This is a genomic window from Bacillus sp. S/N-304-OC-R1 (genome assembly GCF_019749375.1).
GTDB lineage: Bacteria > Bacillota > Bacilli > Bacillales > Cytobacillaceae > Cytobacillus.
The window spans coordinates 78,747-95,608 of the sequence record NZ_JACWFE010000020.1; the positions used below are offsets into that span (position 1 = coordinate 78,747).

Annotated in this window: 23 protein-coding genes; 13 read left to right on the plus strand and 10 right to left on the minus strand. The window is 40.1% G+C overall.

All coding sequences use genetic code 11. The features are described from left to right. Positions 1-24 precede the first annotated feature (24 nt). Positions 25-792: a MerR family transcriptional regulator gene (locus H0173_RS16045; RefSeq protein ID WP_221847514.1), complete on the minus strand. Its 768-nt coding sequence runs from the start codon at positions 790-792 to the stop codon at positions 25-27. A 129-nt stretch (positions 793-921) separates the two neighbouring features. Between H0173_RS16045 and H0173_RS16050 the strand changes: the two genes are divergently transcribed. From H0173_RS16050 to H0173_RS16060, 3 genes are all read left to right on the plus strand, one after another. Next, entirely contained in the window at positions 922-1,113 is a 192-nt protein-coding gene (locus tag H0173_RS16050; protein WP_221847515.1) for a hypothetical protein, read from the plus strand. A 95-nt stretch (positions 1,114-1,208) separates the two neighbouring features. After that, a complete protein-coding gene (locus tag H0173_RS16055; RefSeq protein ID WP_221847516.1) occupies positions 1,209-1,865 on the plus strand; it encodes a DNA alkylation repair protein in 657 nt (218 codons plus the stop codon). Between the two features lie 45 nt (positions 1,866-1,910). Beyond that, positions 1,911-2,981, plus strand: coding sequence for a PQQ-dependent sugar dehydrogenase (locus H0173_RS16060; protein ID WP_221847517.1), 1,071 nt, complete (start codon positions 1,911-1,913; stop codon positions 2,979-2,981). A 26-nt stretch (positions 2,982-3,007) separates the two neighbouring features. On the opposite strand, the gene H0173_RS16065 is transcribed toward H0173_RS16060, so the two are convergent. Then, the gene (locus H0173_RS16065) at positions 3,008-3,277 is read right to left on the minus strand and encodes a hypothetical protein (protein ID WP_221847518.1); all 270 of its coding nucleotides are present in this window, start codon (positions 3,275-3,277) and stop codon (positions 3,008-3,010) included. Between the two features lie 254 nt (positions 3,278-3,531). Here H0173_RS16065 and H0173_RS16070 point away from each other — a divergent pair, with 254 nt between their 5' ends. Further along, entirely contained in the window at positions 3,532-3,891 is a 360-nt protein-coding gene (locus H0173_RS16070; RefSeq protein WP_221847519.1) for a YflT domain-containing protein, read from the plus strand. Positions 3,892-4,018: 127 nt separating this feature from the next. Here H0173_RS16070 and H0173_RS16075 read toward each other — a convergent pair whose 3' ends face one another. The 3 genes from H0173_RS16075 to H0173_RS16085 all read right to left on the minus strand — a co-directional run bounded on the left by H0173_RS16075 (position 4,019) and on the right by H0173_RS16085 (position 6,494). Further along, positions 4,019-4,663: a TetR/AcrR family transcriptional regulator gene (locus H0173_RS16075; protein WP_221847542.1), complete on the minus strand. Its 645-nt coding sequence runs from the start codon at positions 4,661-4,663 to the stop codon at positions 4,019-4,021. Positions 4,664-4,743: 80 nt separating this feature from the next. After that, positions 4,744-5,772, minus strand: coding sequence for an ABC transporter permease (locus tag H0173_RS16080; RefSeq protein WP_221847520.1), 1,029 nt, complete (start codon positions 5,770-5,772; stop codon positions 4,744-4,746). Then, positions 5,769-6,494 (minus strand): ABC transporter ATP-binding protein, encoded by a 726-nt coding sequence (locus H0173_RS16085; RefSeq protein WP_221847521.1) that lies wholly within the window; start codon positions 6,492-6,494, stop codon positions 5,769-5,771. Before H0173_RS16085 ends, H0173_RS16080 begins: the two co-directional genes overlap by 4 nt. 229 nt (positions 6,495-6,723) lie before the next feature. On the opposite strand from H0173_RS16085, the gene H0173_RS16090 reads away from it, so the two are divergent. Next, positions 6,724-7,170 carry an SRPBCC family protein gene (locus tag H0173_RS16090; protein ID WP_221847522.1) on the plus strand — a complete coding sequence of 149 codons (447 nt, stop codon included), beginning with the start codon at positions 6,724-6,726 and terminating at the stop codon, positions 7,168-7,170. A gap of 72 nt (positions 7,171-7,242) precedes the next feature. Here H0173_RS16090 and bshB2 read toward each other — a convergent pair whose 3' ends face one another. The 3 genes from bshB2 to pdxK all read right to left on the minus strand — a co-directional run bounded on the left by bshB2 (position 7,243) and on the right by pdxK (position 9,278). Next, positions 7,243-7,908, minus strand: coding sequence for a bacillithiol biosynthesis deacetylase BshB2 (gene bshB2, locus H0173_RS16095; protein WP_221847523.1), 666 nt, complete (start codon positions 7,906-7,908; stop codon positions 7,243-7,245). A gap of 42 nt (positions 7,909-7,950) precedes the next feature. After that, complete coding sequence (locus H0173_RS16100) at positions 7,951-8,295, minus strand: YojF family protein (RefSeq protein ID WP_221847524.1); 345 nt, start codon at positions 8,293-8,295, stop codon at positions 7,951-7,953. A 155-nt stretch (positions 8,296-8,450) separates the two neighbouring features. After that, positions 8,451-9,278 (minus strand): pyridoxine/pyridoxal/pyridoxamine kinase, encoded by an 828-nt coding sequence (gene pdxK, locus H0173_RS16105; RefSeq protein ID WP_221847525.1) that lies wholly within the window; start codon positions 9,276-9,278, stop codon positions 8,451-8,453. A 340-nt stretch (positions 9,279-9,618) separates the two neighbouring features. On the opposite strand from pdxK, the gene mobA reads away from it, so the two are divergent. The 7 genes from mobA to H0173_RS16140 all read left to right on the plus strand — a co-directional run bounded on the left by mobA (position 9,619) and on the right by H0173_RS16140 (position 13,139). Further along, positions 9,619-10,224 carry a molybdenum cofactor guanylyltransferase gene (gene mobA, locus H0173_RS16110; protein WP_221847526.1) on the plus strand — a complete coding sequence of 202 codons (606 nt, stop codon included), beginning with the start codon at positions 9,619-9,621 and terminating at the stop codon, positions 10,222-10,224. 99 nt (positions 10,225-10,323) lie between these two features. Next, a complete protein-coding gene (locus H0173_RS16115) occupies positions 10,324-10,791 on the plus strand; it encodes a molybdenum cofactor biosynthesis protein MoaE (RefSeq protein ID WP_221847527.1) in 468 nt (155 codons plus the stop codon). Next, on the plus strand, positions 10,784-11,017 hold the full coding sequence (gene moaD / locus H0173_RS16120) for a molybdopterin converting factor subunit 1 (RefSeq protein ID WP_221847528.1): 234 nt from the start codon (positions 10,784-10,786) through the stop codon (positions 11,015-11,017). Before H0173_RS16115 ends, moaD begins: the two co-directional genes overlap by 8 nt. A 15-nt stretch (positions 11,018-11,032) precedes the next feature. Continuing rightward, positions 11,033-12,052 (plus strand): thiazole biosynthesis adenylyltransferase ThiF, encoded by a 1,020-nt coding sequence (locus H0173_RS16125; RefSeq protein ID WP_221847529.1) that lies wholly within the window; start codon positions 11,033-11,035, stop codon positions 12,050-12,052. Between the two features lie 180 nt (positions 12,053-12,232). Continuing rightward, positions 12,233-12,406: a uracil-DNA glycosylase gene (locus tag H0173_RS16130; protein WP_221847530.1), complete on the plus strand. Its 174-nt coding sequence runs from the start codon at positions 12,233-12,235 to the stop codon at positions 12,404-12,406. A gap of 55 nt (positions 12,407-12,461) precedes the next feature. Beyond that, positions 12,462-12,746 carry a YwdI family protein gene (locus H0173_RS16135; RefSeq protein WP_260631223.1) on the plus strand — a complete coding sequence of 95 codons (285 nt, stop codon included), beginning with the start codon at positions 12,462-12,464 and terminating at the stop codon, positions 12,744-12,746. A 21-nt stretch (positions 12,747-12,767) separates the two neighbouring features. Then, on the plus strand, positions 12,768-13,139 hold the full coding sequence (locus tag H0173_RS16140; RefSeq protein ID WP_221847532.1) for a DUF423 domain-containing protein: 372 nt from the start codon (positions 12,768-12,770) through the stop codon (positions 13,137-13,139). 236 nt (positions 13,140-13,375) lie between these two features. Here the strand turns inward: H0173_RS16140 and gerQ are convergent, their stop codons facing one another. Together gerQ and hemQ are read right to left on the minus strand one after the other, a co-directional pair. Beyond that, positions 13,376-13,903 (minus strand): spore coat protein GerQ, encoded by a 528-nt coding sequence (gene gerQ / locus H0173_RS16145; protein WP_396021252.1) that lies wholly within the window; start codon positions 13,901-13,903, stop codon positions 13,376-13,378. 723 nt (positions 13,904-14,626) lie between these two features. Continuing rightward, on the minus strand, positions 14,627-15,373 hold the full coding sequence (hemQ, locus tag H0173_RS16150) for a hydrogen peroxide-dependent heme synthase (RefSeq protein WP_221847533.1): 747 nt from the start codon (positions 15,371-15,373) through the stop codon (positions 14,627-14,629). A 281-nt stretch (positions 15,374-15,654) separates the two neighbouring features. Between hemQ and pta the strand changes: the two genes are divergently transcribed. After that, complete coding sequence (gene pta, locus H0173_RS16155; RefSeq protein ID WP_221847534.1) at positions 15,655-16,632, plus strand: phosphate acetyltransferase; 978 nt, start codon at positions 15,655-15,657, stop codon at positions 16,630-16,632. The last annotated feature ends 230 nt before the right edge of the window (positions 16,633-16,862 follow it).

Consider the following 16,862-nt stretch of genomic DNA (forward strand, 5'->3'; position numbering starts at 1 on the left):
GCTAACCTCCTTTATACATCACAATCAGGCTTTCTTATCCATAACGATTCCCATTTTCTTTATATAGATTTCTATTGCTTTTGCCAGCCAATTCTCCTCTTCTGCAGTAAATGGGGAGTGAAACAGGCTTGGTTCATCTTCTATGTCTATTCCGCTATCGTACAAATCCTGAACGAGTTTCAGGTCATCTCCCGTCAATTCATTGACAATCCCCATATAATCTTTGATTAATTCCTGAACGTCTTTACTTGCTGGATCCTGTCCATATAGCTCCTTAAGCTCTGAAAAAATTTCAAGAGTTTTTATATTCATTTCTAGCTGTTTTTCCTCAGGGATACTATATAGTTTTTCGACCTTTTCTTCATGAATGAATCCTTTCAGCCATTCCTTATGTTCATCCTCCATTTGAATATTTTTAATGAGGGAAATAAAAATGGAGGAATCGACTTTGCCATGACTGTCCATCATAAGCAGAGCGTGATCGAGAGCTCGAATAACATTTTCAAGCTGCTGTTTCTTTTGTAGCATTTCTTTTTTTTGAAAGGATAGTGAATCTTTTAAGCTCCAATCCTGTAAATGAATAAACTCACTAATTTTTTCTAGGGAATAGCCTAAATATTTCAGTGAAACAATCTTTTGCAGCTTAACTAAATCATCGTCAGAATAAAACCTCCGTCCAGAATCAGTTGTCAAAGCGGGCTTTAATAAACTAATTTCATCGTAATAATGGAGTGTTCTAATCGTTGTCCCAGTTCTTTTAGCAAATTCGCCGATTGAATATTTAGCAGTCATTATCATTCCCCCTACTATTTTCTAACTCCATCATAAATCCTAACGTAACAGGAGATGCAAGCAAAAAATGAAAGGAATTTCTTTTTATATTTTCAAAATAATGTTAAAATTAAGTAAGGAGGGATAAAAATGTGGTATTTGCTCATTTTTTGTCTATCACTACTCGGATTTGGTGTTTTAATGGACTGGCGGAATAAAAAGAACGGATTAAAAGGCTTTGACCCTGAAGAAAATCATAAGCATGTGTCAGAATCTGAAAGAGCTTATGTTGAATCTTATATGCATAATTTGAAGAATGACCATAACAATGGACCATTTTAACTTGAACAGGCATGGCTGCAGCGAGCGGTCCTGCCTTTTTTCTTAGGGGAATAATCGGTTAAAATAAACTAAAAAAATGTAGCGAGGTACATAAAATGATTCAATTATTAGTTGATTTATTTGAGCAGAATCGTGACCCTGAAAAAGCTATACCGATGGAAAATTACATGAAAAATCATTTTCCTTTTCTCGGGATAAAATCACCAGAACGAAAAGTGCTGGTCAGGCAATTTTTCGAGGAAAGCGGGATCTTAAAACAAGATTTTCAACCGGACTTTATTTTAGCACTATGGGATATGGAGGAAAGGGAATATCAATACGCAGCTATGGACTACATCGATAAGGTTTCGAAAAAGCTGGGGAAGAATCATCTCGCTTTAATGGAGCATTTAGTTGTAACGAAATCATGGTGGGATACTGTTGATTTCCTTGCTGCAAAGCCAGTAGGCATTATTGCAGCAAAGCATCCGGAAGTCATCACGGAAACAATCGAGAGCTGGGCTTATGGTGATCATCTTTGGCTGCGGAGAACAGCAATTCTTTTTCAGCTGAAGTACAAGGAAAGAACAGATGAAAAGCTTTTATACCGTTATATCGAGCAAAATAAAGACAGTAAAGAATTTTTTATTAGAAAAGCTATTGGCTGGGTCCTACGAGAATACTCTAAAACGAGTCCAGATTCAGTGAGATCCTTTATACAATCTACTAGTTTGCCGAGCTTGAGTGTACGAGAGGGCAGTAAGTATATTTAGTTAACCAAGGATGACATAAGTATATGAGTGTAAAGGAGGAAAGTGATGGCGCGTATAGCAGCAATTTTACTGCTGGCGGTTGTTGTCATGACGGGGTGTTCTAACGTGGAGAAGCGGGAGGAGGTGAATCGGGAAGCGGCTGTTCCTATATCACAGCCGCAAGTATTGGCAGATGATTTGCAAATACCTTGGTCGATTGCAATGGTTGAAGATGTTATTTATCTATCGGAAAGACCTGGCACAATTGTAAAGATAGAAGATGGGAAAACAGAGAGGCAAAGGGTTGAATTGGAAAAGCCACTTGCAACTGCCGCTGAAGCAGGATTATTAGGCTTCCTGCTTTCACCGGATTTTTTACAAACGAATGAAGCCTTTGCTTATTACACCTATTCCGATCAAGCGGGTCAATTTAACCGCATTGTTGTTCTTCAGTTTGAAAATAATGTTTGGCAGGAAAAGCGGCTGCTTCTAGATAAGATTCCGAGCGGTCAATATCATCATGGCGGAAGACTTAAAATCGGACCAGATGGCAAATTATATGCCACAACAGGTGATGCCGCTGCCAATCCGGAAATTGCTCAGGACCTTGGTTCGCTAGGGGGAAAAATATTAAGAATGAATTTAGATGGCTCGATTCCTCATGATAATCCGTACCCCGATTCCTTTGTATACAGTTATGGTCACCGGAATCCTCAAGGTCTAGCTTGGACATCAGATGGGGAGCTATATGAAAGTGAACACGGTCCTTCAGCCAATGATGAAATCAACCAGATATACGCCGGGAAAAACTATGGCTGGCCGATCATTAAAGGTAAGGAGAAACGATCGGGCATGGAAACTCCATTGTTTACTTCTGGAGCGAATCACACATGGGCACCTTCCGGAATGGCTTATGCTAATGGAAAGCTTTATGTTGCCGCATTAAGAGGAAGTGCTGTTCTGGAATATAATGTTCAAACAGGGAAACAGCGAGAAATTATTACAGGTCTAGGTCGGAATCGGGATGTATACATAACGGATCACCATCTTTACTTTATTAGCAATAACACGGATGGGCGCGGCAACCCCCAGACGAAGGATGATAAACTTTATCGAATACCATTGACAGCGCAGTAAAAAAGCTGGGGCTAGCCCCCAGCTTCTTACTGCATTTTTTGATTATAATATTGCACTGAATACACTGCCCCTTCATCGACCATTTTATTATCCTCAATATCCTGTGGATGAGGATTTCCTGCCTTTTCAACGGGGAGATTTTTGCTTTTATCTAAAGGTGAAGGTTTAATTTTTCGTTTCCAGTCTCTTAGAAGGATCATCGTCTTTAATCGATTGGGTTTAGATGATAACCATAATGCGGCTGATACTCCGACTCCTGCTGCCATTGCAGACTTCATGCTCAAGGTTTGTCTCATAGTAAATCCTCCTTTTTTCATGTTGGATACTCCTATTCGATGTCACCTCCTGCTATTTTTTATATGTTTACCCCGATTAAATCTTCTAAAACATGATATCTATTAAACTATCTTTACTAGCAAATGACACCTATTACAAAAATATTAAACTGGAGAAAAATAGTTTTATATGGGACAGACTGTGGTAGTAACTAAGCAAGGCTGCAGTGAGTAGCCGGAAAACACATTTTAAAAATAGCGATGGAGGGATTTCTATGAATACAAAATTAATAGTTAGAGAATGTGATAATGCCATTGAAGTTCTTAATGAAGTAAAGGCTTTTGAATTCAGTGGAGTCCAGCCGGATCAAATGTATGTGCTAGCACATGAAAGGGATCGGACAAATGAAATGGCAGACCAATTAGGTATTAATACGATTGGTTTAAAGGAAGAAGGACTGGGAACTGCATTAAAGAATTTGTTTGAAGGAAGGGGAGATTCCCTTCGCAATAAAATGCAAGAGATGGGGCTTTCCAAGGAAGAAGCAGATGTATATGAAATGAAACTAGACCACGGGAAAATCCTATTGTTCGTTGAAAATTGTGGCGGTATTGGCAGCCGAATCCACAGTTAATCTATTTAGTGACGATACATTACAAAAAAAGAGAACTGCCCTTCCAACAAGATAGGGCAGTTCTCTTTTTTGTCTATTTAAATGTCCTCTCCCTATGGAAAAAACTATCAATTGTCCACAAACGGTGTCAGACACCAAGAGCGCGTAAAAGGAATCCAATTGTTGCTTCTATTTCCTCTTCGTCGTTCCAATTCGATTCTGGAAATAAAATATACCTTCCGAAAAGATAGCCGATAATCGTGGTTAAGGTTAATCGAATGACTTGTTGTGGCGGAATAGAAATGATTTGCCCCTTTTCTTGATAATACTCTGTTAATTTGACGTAGCGTTCAAAAACCTTTTTCGCGATATGTTCGAAAAATTGCTCCTTTAGCTCAGGGTGAAAAGGGATTTCTTGAATCAATATTTTAATAAGAGGCAAATTCTTTTTTACAAAAACAACTCTATTTTCCATCATTGCTCTAAGAAAATCTTCAAACCGCTCATACTTCGTATCTAGCACCTTATACAAATCTTTGATGACAAAGGGGGCCAGTAATTTTGCCATTGTAGGAGCAACAATCCCCAGCAGCAAATCCTTCTTAGTTTTATAATGCCGGAAGATAGTCCCTTCCGCTACGCCAGCTTTCTTTGCAATTTCACTTGTAGAGGTAGCTGCATAGCCCTTCTCTGAAAAGGATTCAATCGCGGCTAGAATAATTTTTTTTTGTTTATCTGTTAACTCATCTTCATTATCGAAAAGTTGAGTAATCAATGAATCTTGCTCTGCTATGATTAACAACTCCTTTTTTCACTTATCCTATTAAGTTCATTATAAATGAAGATATGATAGGAAAGGAAATTTAGCAAAAACTATATACGGCGATATTTTCTGAGTGCCATAATATTCAGGATCATGAATAGCAGCGAAAATCCCGCTAATATGAGCAGGTCCTGATAAATCATATCCCAGCCGTATCCTCTAATCATGACATCCCGTAATGCTTCATTGGCATAATAGAGAGGAGTCAATGGACCAATCCAGCCTAGCCAATCTGAAATTGTTTCAGGGTTAAAGAGGCCCGAAAAAAACAGCTGCGGAACAATTACGAGTGGTATAAACTGAATCATCTGGAACTCATTATTAGCAAAAGATGATAGCAATGTTCCTAGTGTTAAGGCTGTAAGGGAAACGAGCAGCGTAATCAGGAGAACAAACCCGAAAGCGCCCTCCATCATCATATTCAGCACATAAATTGTATACCAAGCAATAATTGCAGCCTGAATCGTTGTAAAAATTCCAAAGCCAATTATATATCCGGTAACAATCTCCCATTTTCTAAGCGGGCTGGATAGCAGTCTTTCAAGTGTACCTGTTGTTCTTTCACGTAAGAAAGAAACGCCAGCAATTAGGAAGACAAAAAAGAAGACGAAGTACCCTAATAGGATGGGACCGAAGTAATCAAACTGCCCCATATCACTTGAACCATACAAGTAATCTATCTTTATTTCTTTTTGAGGACCGCTATGCTGTAATGGCTTTAAGGCATCCTGCAGCCATTTTAGTACAGAGCTGTTAGCACTAGGATCACTTCCTTCTAAGAAAACAGAAGGCTGCTGATTTTCGAATAGCACATATCCATCGAGGGCTTTTTTGCTTAAATCCTTTTCAGCCTGATTTATGGAATCGTATCGAGTAATGTCAGCATGCTCCAAATCTAGCTTATTCTCGATTTGTTCAGGGATGTTGACCAGTCCTACCTTTGGAATATAATCGTTCCCATTAAAGACTAAGTAGAGCATTGATAATACAAGAATAGGTGCAAATATTAGTAACGCGATTGTTCGCTTATCTCGAACTATCTGGCGAAGAATTCGAATAACTAAAGCTGTAATTCTCATTCATCAGCACCTCCATATACTAAGAATGCATCCTCAATATTATTGGTCTTTGTTTTTTCCTTCAGTTCATCAGGTGTGCCAACTGCAATTAGTTTCCCATCCCGAATCATGCCCAGCCGATCACATTTCTCCGCTTCATCCATCACATGGGTTGTCACGATTATCGTTGTTCCACTGTTTTTTAATTGATAAAAGGCCTCCCAAATACTTTTTCTCAAAACGGGATCAATGCCAACTGTCGGTTCATCAAGAATAAGCAGTTTAGGCTGATGAAGCAGAGCAATTGCAAGAGATAGACGCCGTTTCATCCCGCCGGAATAGGAGGAAACAAGCTTATTCATATGCTCAGATAAAGAGACAATTCCCATAACCTCTTGAATTCGCACTTTTCGTTTTGTTCCTTTTAATCCATAAAGAGATGCGAAAAATTCAAGATTTTCTTTAGCAGAAAGTTCACCGTACAGAGCATCTGATTGTGCCATATAACCGATTTTTTCAATGAGGTTTAAGCTTGGCATTTTTTCTTGAAGGATATAATTTTCACCTTCTGTTGGCAGATCTAGCCCCACAAGCTGTTTAACTAATGTCGTTTTTCCAGCACCAGAAGGGCCAAGGAGTCCAAAAATTTCACCTGAAACTATTTCTAGATTTATGTCCTTAAGAACCTGATGTTTTCCAAAAGCTTTAGACACATGGAGAATAGAGACAATATTATTTTTCACGATCTTCACCTCTTTTTTAAAAAGTGAGTAATCACTCACTAATAGTGTATGCGCCTTACAAATTTTTGTAAAGTGAGTAATCACTTATCTTGGGAAATTTACAAATAATAGTCATGCAATGGAGAGCTAAATACCTGTTCAGCTCTGTTTCTTATGTACAGTGGGTACTGTCATAAATTTAGAACCTTCATGTATAATAGAGATACTAATAAAGGACAGAGGTGCATGTATGGCAGATTTCCGTTCAAGTGTTATTATTCATAAACCGTTGTCAGAGGTATTTCATTATATGGCAAGCATGGAAAATGTCTCTGAAATGATGCCCAATGTTGTGAAAATGGAAAAGCTGACAGAGGGACCGATAGGAAAAGGGACAAAATTAAAAGAGACTCGTTCAGTAAGGGGAAAAACGGTAAACGCGGACATTGAATTTGTCGAATATAAACAAGACCAAACCTTTATAACTAGAAGCAACTCAAATGGGCTGATTACTGAGTATGTCTACAACTTTCATGAAATTGAAGAAGGAACCCAAGTGGAGTTCGATGCGTTTGTGAAGACGAGCGGCCTCGTCATGAAATTAACCAAACGCTTCATTGTGGATATGATCAAAAAAGAAGATGGATTTCAGCTTGAGTATTTAAAGGAAATGCTTGAGGGCAAGAAGGAAGAATAATGAGAAGAAAGCAGCTTTCCCTGAGTTTGTGAAGGAAAGCTGCTTTTATTTTTTTTGATTATATCCATAGGCTTAAAACGGATATGTCCAAAATCTTTCATTATGGAATCGTGCTACATATTCTGGATCCTGGTTTTCTAAGTTAATCGCCATTTGACTGACGACAAGCTGAGTTTGGGAAACATGGGCTTTAATGGTAGCGAGCTTTTTATCAACAAAAGCTGCTACATTATTAACAATATCCGCCTGGCCAATTTCCGCTTCGCAATTATGAGAAAAGGCGACGCAATGAACCTTTGGACGCTCTTCAGCAGGCATTTCACGAACTGCGCGAATAACGGCTGCACCTGTAGCATCGTGGTCAGGGTGCACGGAATATCCAGGATAGAATGTAATGACTAAAGAAGGATTGACATCTTTAATGATGGAAGTAATGTGAGCAGCAACCACTTCCTCATTTTCAAACTCCACTGTTTTATCCCGATAGCCAAGCATTCTTAAGTCCTTGATGCCTAATATGGCCGCCGCGTTTTGTAATTCCTGTTTGCGAATTTGCGGCAAGGACTCTCTTGTGGCGAAAGGTGGGTTACCCATATTTCGGCCCATTTCTCCTAATGTCAGGCAAGCGTAGGTTACAGGTGTCCCATTTTCAATATGGGCTGAAATCGTACCGGATACACCGAATGCCTCATCATCTGGATGAGGGAATACGACAAGCACATGTCTTTCTTTTTCCATTTTGGCAGCTCCTTTCTGTTATAGTTTCTAATATCCTTGTCATTAGAATGGGGTTTCGCCAATTTGCAGCGCGACAGCCAGCTTGCCTTCAAAATCGTGTCCGGCTAAAAGGAGACGCCCCTTTTCATCTACTTCAAAGTGGGTAATTCCCTCTGCATACACCCAGCCGAAGTTCATCTTTAGCCCAACCCGATAAGGTCCTTTTCCGACAATCTTTCCATGCTCATATTGAAGCAGGGCATTTCGTATATAAGCTCCCGAAGAGAAAAAGGACTTATCAAAGTGGGAAGCATAGGCACCATTTGTTGTTTCTAAATGAATATACACATCTTTTTTTGCGAAGCGGTCTATCTCTTTTTGTATTTGTTCTATGTTCACTGGTTCCATAATGGGCCTCCTTTCCGATTTAATATATTAAAAAGCAGATTTTTAATAGTTCAGCAATACCCATTTATTTTACTAAAAACTGCTTCTAAAAGCGAAATTAACGCTTCAAAAAAACAGAGCCCACAGGGACTCTGTTTTATGAATGCTCTTATTCATTATTTGCCTTCCGTGCGTCCAGCACCATATAGGCGGTATGCGCCGTGCATAGTCGGACCAACATACTGATTTAATTTAAAACCATGGTTGATAGCAGCAGTAATGAAATCTTTAGCTGTTTCAACTGCTTCTGCAACTGACTTTCCTTTAGCTAGCTCAGCTGTAATCGCTGATGCAAATGTGCAGCCTGCTCCATGTGTGTAAGTTGTGTTGATAAGCTCAGTTTCTAATAGCTTAAATTCTTTTCCGTCATAGAAAACATCTACAGCTTTATCGTGGTTTAGCTTGCTGCCGCCTTTAACGACAACATTTTTAGCGCCAAGCTCATGGATTTTAGCCGCTGCTTTCTTCATGTCCTCCACTGTTTTGATTGGACCTGTTTTTGCCAACTGTCCTGCTTCAAAAAGGTTAGGAGTAACAACTGTTGCGCGAGGAACAAGAATATTTCTTAATGCATCAGCTGTTTCAGGGTGAAGAACTTCATCTTCGCCTTTACATACTAAAACAGGGTCGATGACCACTTTATCTAATTTATTTTCATCAATTGTTTTTGCTGCAACCTCAATAATTTCAACAGAACCTAGCATACCTGTTTTCATTGCATCAATGCCTGTTGAAAGAATTGTTTCGAGCTGCGCCTTTAGTGTATCGATTGCAATCGGGAACACATTATGATTCCAGTTGTTTTTCGGATCCATTGTTACGATGGTTGTAAGAGCTGTCATCCCGTATACGCCAAGCTCCTGAAATGTTTTTAGGTCAGCCTGAATTCCGGCACCCCCACTTGTATCTGAGCCTGCTATTGTTAGAACTTTTTTCATTGTCATGTAGCATTTCCTCCCAAAAAATTCAGGTGTAATGATCATAAACCTTTCCATTTTTTATTATATCAATATTTATAACCTGTCGAAACTTTAATGTACAGGCTTTTATTTCCAGAAGGTCTTCACTATTATGACCGAGAATGAGTATTTAGGAGGATGTTTTTCTGTCTTTGGAAAAGTTACGTATAAAAGAAAATGCGTCAAGGTCACTCTGTCCATCCTATAAGCGAAAAAGAAATACATGCCTGATACTATAGTAAAGAGTATACTTAGGAAAAGAGATTTGAAGGTTGATACAGAGATAGGTAAATTGAGGGTATTATGCCTATAAGAAGGTGAGAGCATGCAGGCTACCGGGATTATTATGGCTGGCGGCAAGTCAAGTAGAATGGGGACAAATAAGGCTTTGTTAATGATTGACGGCAAAACAGTGATCGAAAGAATAGTCCAAGAGCTTAGCAAGACTGTCTCCGATATTTTGATTGTTACGAATACCTTTGAAGAATATCAATTTTTAGGGCTTCCAATGGTTCAAGACCAATGGAGGGATATGGGGCCATTAGCTGGGATTCACGCAGGGTTAAGCGCATCGCAAACAGTGAAAAATCTCGTTGTTGCTTGTGATATGCCGTTTGTTTCTGCAGGGTTAGGCGGCATCCTCCTCAATCTTTTGGATCAATATCAGGCTGCAGTGCCCGAGATTGATGGGCAGCTTCATCCATTGTTTGCAGCTTATCGAAAGGATGCACTGGGCATCATTCTTCAATTTTTGCAAAAGCGAGAGCTAAAAGTCAGACAGTTTTTAAATCATATTCATTGTAAGCTAATGACAGAGGCTGATTTTCCTATATTACAGTATACCTTTCAGGAACAGCACTTCTTTAATATGAATCATCCGGAGGAATTCAAAAAGGCTTTAAAAATAGCCGCAGATTTAAACTGTAAATAAAGGCATCCTTTTTGGATTCCTTTGCAAAATTTGGTATGTTGGTAGTAATAAATTTTAAATAAATGGGAAATTAAAACGGATATCTAGGGAGGGGATAGCTTGAAGTTCTATGAAATTTCAAAAGAGCCGATTGTTATTCAAGAGGTCATTGACAAGGTTATCCAGAGAGAGGCCGGGGCGATTACAACCTTTATCGGGACGGTTCGGGAACTCACTCATGGGAAAAAGACGCTGTACTTAATTTATGAAGCTTATGAATCAATGGCGGTTAAGAAGCTTGAGCAAATTGGCAATGAAATAAAGGAGCGCTGGAGCGGGGCAGAGGTAGCGATCACTCATCGTGTCGGCAAGCTGGATATTACAGATATCGCAGTAGTCATTGCTGTTTCAACTCCACATCGCGCAGATGCTTACGAGGCAAATCGCTATGCTATTGAGCGGATTAAGGAGATTGTTCCTATTTGGAAAAAGGAGCATTGGGAAGATGGGGAAGAATGGATCGGAAACCAGCTTGAAACCGTTGCTTATCCAAAAGGAAAACCGGAGGAGAGTGACTTAAATGAATAAGATTTTGTTTTTTGCCCATTTACGGGACGCCGTTGGAGAAGAGTCTATTGTGCTGGAAGCGAGCGGTAAAACCGTTGCAGAGCTGAAAGGGCTACTAGCGGAAAAGTTTGAGAAGGTTAATCTAGAAAATGCCATGACGGCTGTTAATGAAGAGTTTGCTTCTAATGATGAGGTCATTCAAGATGGGGACACCATCGCATTTATTCCTCCAGTTAGCGGGGGATGATAAGGAGTTTTGTTCATGGATGAAAGATATTCCCGGCAGACGCTTTTTCCATACATCGGGAAAGTGGGACAGGAAAAAATCCGTTCAAAGCATGTATTAATGATTGGTGCGGGTGCATTAGGTTCTGGAAATGCTGAAATTTTAACGAGGGCTGGTATTGGAAAGCTGACCATTATTGACCGTGATTATGTGGAGGCGAGCAATCTTCAGCGCCAGCAGCTATATACAGAGCAGGATGCCCTTGATAAGCTTCCGAAAGCCGCAGCGGCGAAGCAGCGTCTGCAAGCAATCAATTCAGACGTCACTATTCATGCAGTGATTGCGGATGCCACTCCTCAATTGGTGGAGGAGCTGATTCAAGATGTCGATTTAATGATTGATGCTACGGATAATTTTGAGACGAGAATGATGATGAATGATCTATCTCAAAAGCATAAAGTTCCTTGGATTTATGGCGGATGTGTCGGCAGCTTTGGGATGAGCATGACCATTATCCCTGGAAAGACACCATGTTTGAATTGCTTGCTTAAAACAGTTCCTATCCAAGGAATGACGTGTGATACCGGGGGAATTATTGCGCCAACTGTACAAATGGTGATTTCCCACCAGTCTGCAGAGGCTTTAAAAATGTTGGTAGAAGATTGGGAAGCGATTAGGACATCATTCGTTAGCTTTGATTTATGGAGAAATCAATATACAAGCATGAAGGTATCGAAGGCAAAGGATAAGGGCTGTTTATCCTGCGGGGAAACGAGAACGTATCCGTATTTAGATAGTGAAAACATGACGAAATCAACTGTTCTTTGCGGAAGAGATACGGTTCAAATCCGCCCTCCAAGACAACAGAAACTTCAGTTAGGGGAGTTATCCCGCCAGTTACAGTCTCTTGGTTATCAGGTGAAGGGCAATCCTTACTTACTTTCTGTTGAAATGGGTGAACAGCGTTTGGTTGTTTTTAATGACGGACGAGCACTTATCCACGGTACAAAGGATTTAAACCAGGCGAAAACCATTTATCAGCGTTTGCTCGGATAGCGATAAGAGGTGTGGTTCCTAACCTTTATGGTTAGGACTATTTTTTGGGCTTTTTCAACAGAATTCGCCCTGTTTCACGTGAAACAGACAATATTTGCTAAATTGTGCATCTAAGACAGTCTAATCGAAAATCCGTATGCTATTATGTATAATGAAAATGAAAATTTGGGGATTGAATAGATGAATTCGAAGAGAATTGACTGTTTTAAATGTAAATATTTCTATGTTACTTGGGATCAGAGATTTCCAAAAGGCTGTAAAGCATTTCAATTTAAAACGGCGAAGCTGCCGTCTATGGAAGTATTGAAGGCGTCTGGACAGCCTTGCCTGCGTTTTGAAAAGAAGGAGAACTAGTAAAAAACTTGGCTTTGTCAAGGTGTTTATTGGGAATTATAATAGCTAAAGGGTGATGGAATTGAACATTTCTGTACAACAGCTGCTTGGAAAAATAGAAAAGGAATTAAACGAAGCAAGGAATAGTTCAACAACGGCAAGACTTCGGGAAAGAGTTCAAGCAATGAAATCCTTGTGTGAATTAATTCTCGACGAACCTGCAGATGAAAAGGAAGTATCTTCTTCAATTAGTACATATATTGCCCCAGCCCTGCAGCCGGTTCAGCCTGCATCTATTGGGCAGCCAAAGCGAATGGAAATAGATGAGAGTGCAAATGGAGAATCATTATTTGATTTTTAAAGAGGAATGTGAGGGATAGCTATGAAATTATTTATTATTTTAGGTGCTATAAATGCTTTTTTATCAGTAGCGCTAGGAGCTTTTGGTGCTCATGGTCTTGAAAAAGTGGTAGAACCGAAGTATATGGAAATTTGGAAAACGGGTGTGCAATATCAAATGTTCCATGCTACTGGTCTTCTAATTATTGGCGTACTGCTCGGCAAACTGCCGGCGAGTTCCTTATTAACATGGTCTGGCTGGACGATGTTCATTGGGATCATTCTTTTCTCAGGGAGTCTATACTTGCTGACAGTCACAAAAATCAGTGTACTTGGCGCCATTACACCACTAGGCGGTGTATCCTTCTTAGCGGCATGGGTGCTGATAATTATTGCAGCCGTTAAGTATTTATAGGAGTAAACACAAAGGAAGCTCTGACGACAGATGTCAGAGCTTCCTTTGTTTTATATATTTAGTATTACTTTTTTGAGTTTGAGAAATGTCTAGCTCCAGCGCCTAGCGCCTATTGGACTTCCCTCCCCCTCCTACGATAAGTCAACATCGAATCACTATCGCTCTTCGTGTTTCCTTTATCTCGTCGGTGGCGGTCCAGTCCATACGGCGCTGGTCAAGGCGCTTCCGCTTTTCGTTTATCTCGGGCTAAACTGAGACAGCATTCCGGACGGTGTGAATCCTGGGTATTCATATTCAATTTCTTCAGGGAATGTAACATAATCTACATAAACCATCGGGATTAAATATCTCATTCCTGTTTGAGGATCACTGATGATTAAGTGATCTCTGCCTGCCGCCTCGATAATTCCTTCAAACTTTTTAGCATTCCATTCTCTATTGTTCTCAAACGTAGCGTATACGGTAGCAAGCTTTCCTTTGTTCAAACGAAGGATGTTCTCAATATAAGACTGCTCAATAGGAAGCATGCCAGGGATTTGAGGACCTGAAGCAGGTGCGCTCATTCCAGTCGGCGGCATAACTCCTCCAGTGGGGGCCATTCCAGCCATTTGCGGAACTGTTGGCATCATTCCTGTTGTTTGAGGAACGGTACCCATTTGCGGCATAACCGGTTGGCTTCCATATGTTGGCCTTTGTGATTGTACTCCAGCCATAGGCTGCCCATAATAAGGTGTACCATATTGATTAAAATTTGATTGACTCATTTTTTCCCCTCCCAAAACGATAAAGTCTTATTAATGATGTTTAGAGCACCCCCATTTTATAAAGAGTTTTATTCTATATTAAAATGGCGGCGCAAAGCGGAGCCTGTAGCCAGCATTAACTGTAAGCTCCACTTCCTTTTCTTTCATAAAAATAATAACCTTGAAGTATAGTGGAATTTTATTTCCTCAAGGGAAGAGAGAATATTATTTAATAGATTGCCGGATATTTTATCTAGATGCCTTGATGGAAAAAATGCAAAAACATACTAAGAATAGGATCATCACTCACTATTTCATTAGTATGTGCCAGCCTGTTTTATTATGCCAATTTTTATGAAAATAATGGGGTAAGGGGATGTTAGGCGGGAGGGGCTAGAAAAGAAAAAAGAGGCTAACCCAAAAGGTAGTTAAAATTGAATTTCTTTATAGTAATGAAATGATTTTTGCCTTTTTGCACTAAGTTGATTGGAGTGGAAGGCGCGAAGACTCCTCCAAAATGCATACGCATTTTGTTCGTGCGGTGTAATTTCAAGGATGACCACTCAGTATCCTGCGGGAAAAGCGGACAGGTGAGACCCCGCAGGAGCGTTAGCGACGAGGAGGCTCAACGTTTGCCCCGCGGAAAGCGAAGCGCCTGGAACGGAAATCAACGGAACATGTTAATAGGCTAAACAAAAGAGGGTGCCCATAAAAGTTATACTTTTGGGACACCCTCTTAATAAATTAATTTACATGAAGCAATTTGCCTACTTGGTTTTCTTCAAGCAGATTTCCTACGAAGAAGGAACCAAATTCGCCATAGCGCGCACTTACTTCATCAAAGCGCATTTCATAAACAAGCTTTTTGAATTGTAGAGCATCATCAGAGAATAATGTAACGCCCCATTCGTAATCATCAAAACCAACAGAACCTGTAATGATTTGCTTAACCTTCCCTGCATACTGGCGGCCAATCATTCCATGGCTGCGCATCATGCTGCGGCGATCTTCCATCGGAAGCATGTACCAGTTGTCATTGCCTTGGCGGCGTTTGTCCATTGGATAGAAGCATACATGCTTAGCCTTAGGCAAAGTTGGATAAAGACGAGCAAGAATTTCAGGACTTTGGTATGGATCTTGGTCAGAAGGCAGGTAATTACTTAGCTCTACCACAGATACATATGAATAAACAGGAACTGTATATTCTGCTAGCTTCGTCTTATTGAACTCATTTTCAATTTCATTTAATTCTTCTAATGTTGGTCTTAATACCATCATCATAAAATCAGCTTTTTGCCCTACGATTGTATATAATGCGTGGCTGCCTTTTTTCTCGCTTTGAACTCCGTTCCACTTATCAACTAATGATAAGAACTCATGGATAGCTGCTTGGCGCTCATCACTAGAAAGCAATTTCCAGGATGTCCAATCAATTGCACGGAAGTCATGTAAGCTGTACCAGCCTTCAAGCGTTTTTGCTGCTTCACTCATTACGATCACTCCTAATATGTACTAAGAAATGCTTTAGCTAGACAGTTGTCTAACAAGGTATACTTTTAATACACCAATACTATAACATAGTTTTCCCATTTAACCATCTTAATAAAACTTTAAAAAGTATTAGAAAACCGTATAGTATGGCGAATTTGTGGATATTTTGTTACAGGGTGCAAATAGTAAGATTGTTATTTGACGTTACGAGCATCGAGTCGTAGATTAAATATAAGATTAATAAAATATGAAATGGAAATTAGCCAAACGGAGATGATAACATGATCAAGCTATTTAAAAAGCTGCAGGAAAAAGTAAAGGGAAAGAATATTAAAATTGTTTTCCCAGAAGGAACGGACAATCGCATTTTGGCGGCGGCGGGAAGGCTAGCGGAAGAAAAAGTAGTGACTCCCATTTTAATAGGGAAAACGAGTGAAATTGAGGAAAAGGCAAAGGAATCCAATATCTCATTGGAAGGTGCAGAAATCTATGATCCAAGCGAATATCCAGAAATGGATGAAATGGCTGCTGCCTTTGTGGAAAGACGAAAAGGAAAAGCAACAGAAGAGGAAGCAAGAAAAATCCTCTTAGATGAAAACTACTTTGGCACGATGCTTGTCTATATGAAAAAAGCAGACGGGCTTGTTAGTGGGGCCGCCCATTCTACAGCAGATACCGTTCGTCCAGCTCTGCAAATTATTAAAACGATTGAAGGAGTCCGGAAAACATCAGGTGTCTTCATTATGGTTCGAGAGGACGAAGAGTACGTCTTTGCCGATTGTGCTATTAATATAGCCCCGGATAGCCAAGATCTAGCGGAGATTGCGATAGAGAGTGCTAAAACAGCGAACATGTTTGATATAGAGCCAAGGGTTGCCATGCTCAGCTTTTCGACTAAAGGATCTGCGAAATCTCCGGAAACAGATAAGGTTATTGCTGCTTTAGAAGAAGTGAAAAAGAGGAATCCGCAGCTCTTAATTGATGGAGAATTCCAGTTTGATGCAGCGTTTGTCCCTTCTGTTGCCAAGAAAAAGGCACCAGATTCGCCTATTCAGGGAGATGCCAATGTGTTTATTTTCCCAAGCTTGGAGGCAGGGAATATCGGCTACAAAATAGCTCAGCGCCTAGGGAATTTCGAGGCAATTGGACCGATTTTACAAGGGTTAAATCAACCGGTCAATGACCTTTCCCGCGGGTGTAATGAGGAGGATGTTTATAAACTGGCGTTAATTACGGCAGCTCAGGCGTTAAATCAATAGGCTTTTTTGTTAAAGGCTGTTTGAAAAGAAAGAATCTTTATTTGAATACTGAGTTGGTTGGAGCGGAGGGCGCTTGACTCCTGCGGGAATGGAGGGAAGCGGGAGACCCCGCAGGCATTATGCCGAGTTATCATGAACGAAACTAGCTCCTTACTCGTAACATCGTAGGTTAATTTGGTTAGAATGTTACTGAAAAAAACAAACCAAATCAGAGCTACATTACGGAAGGA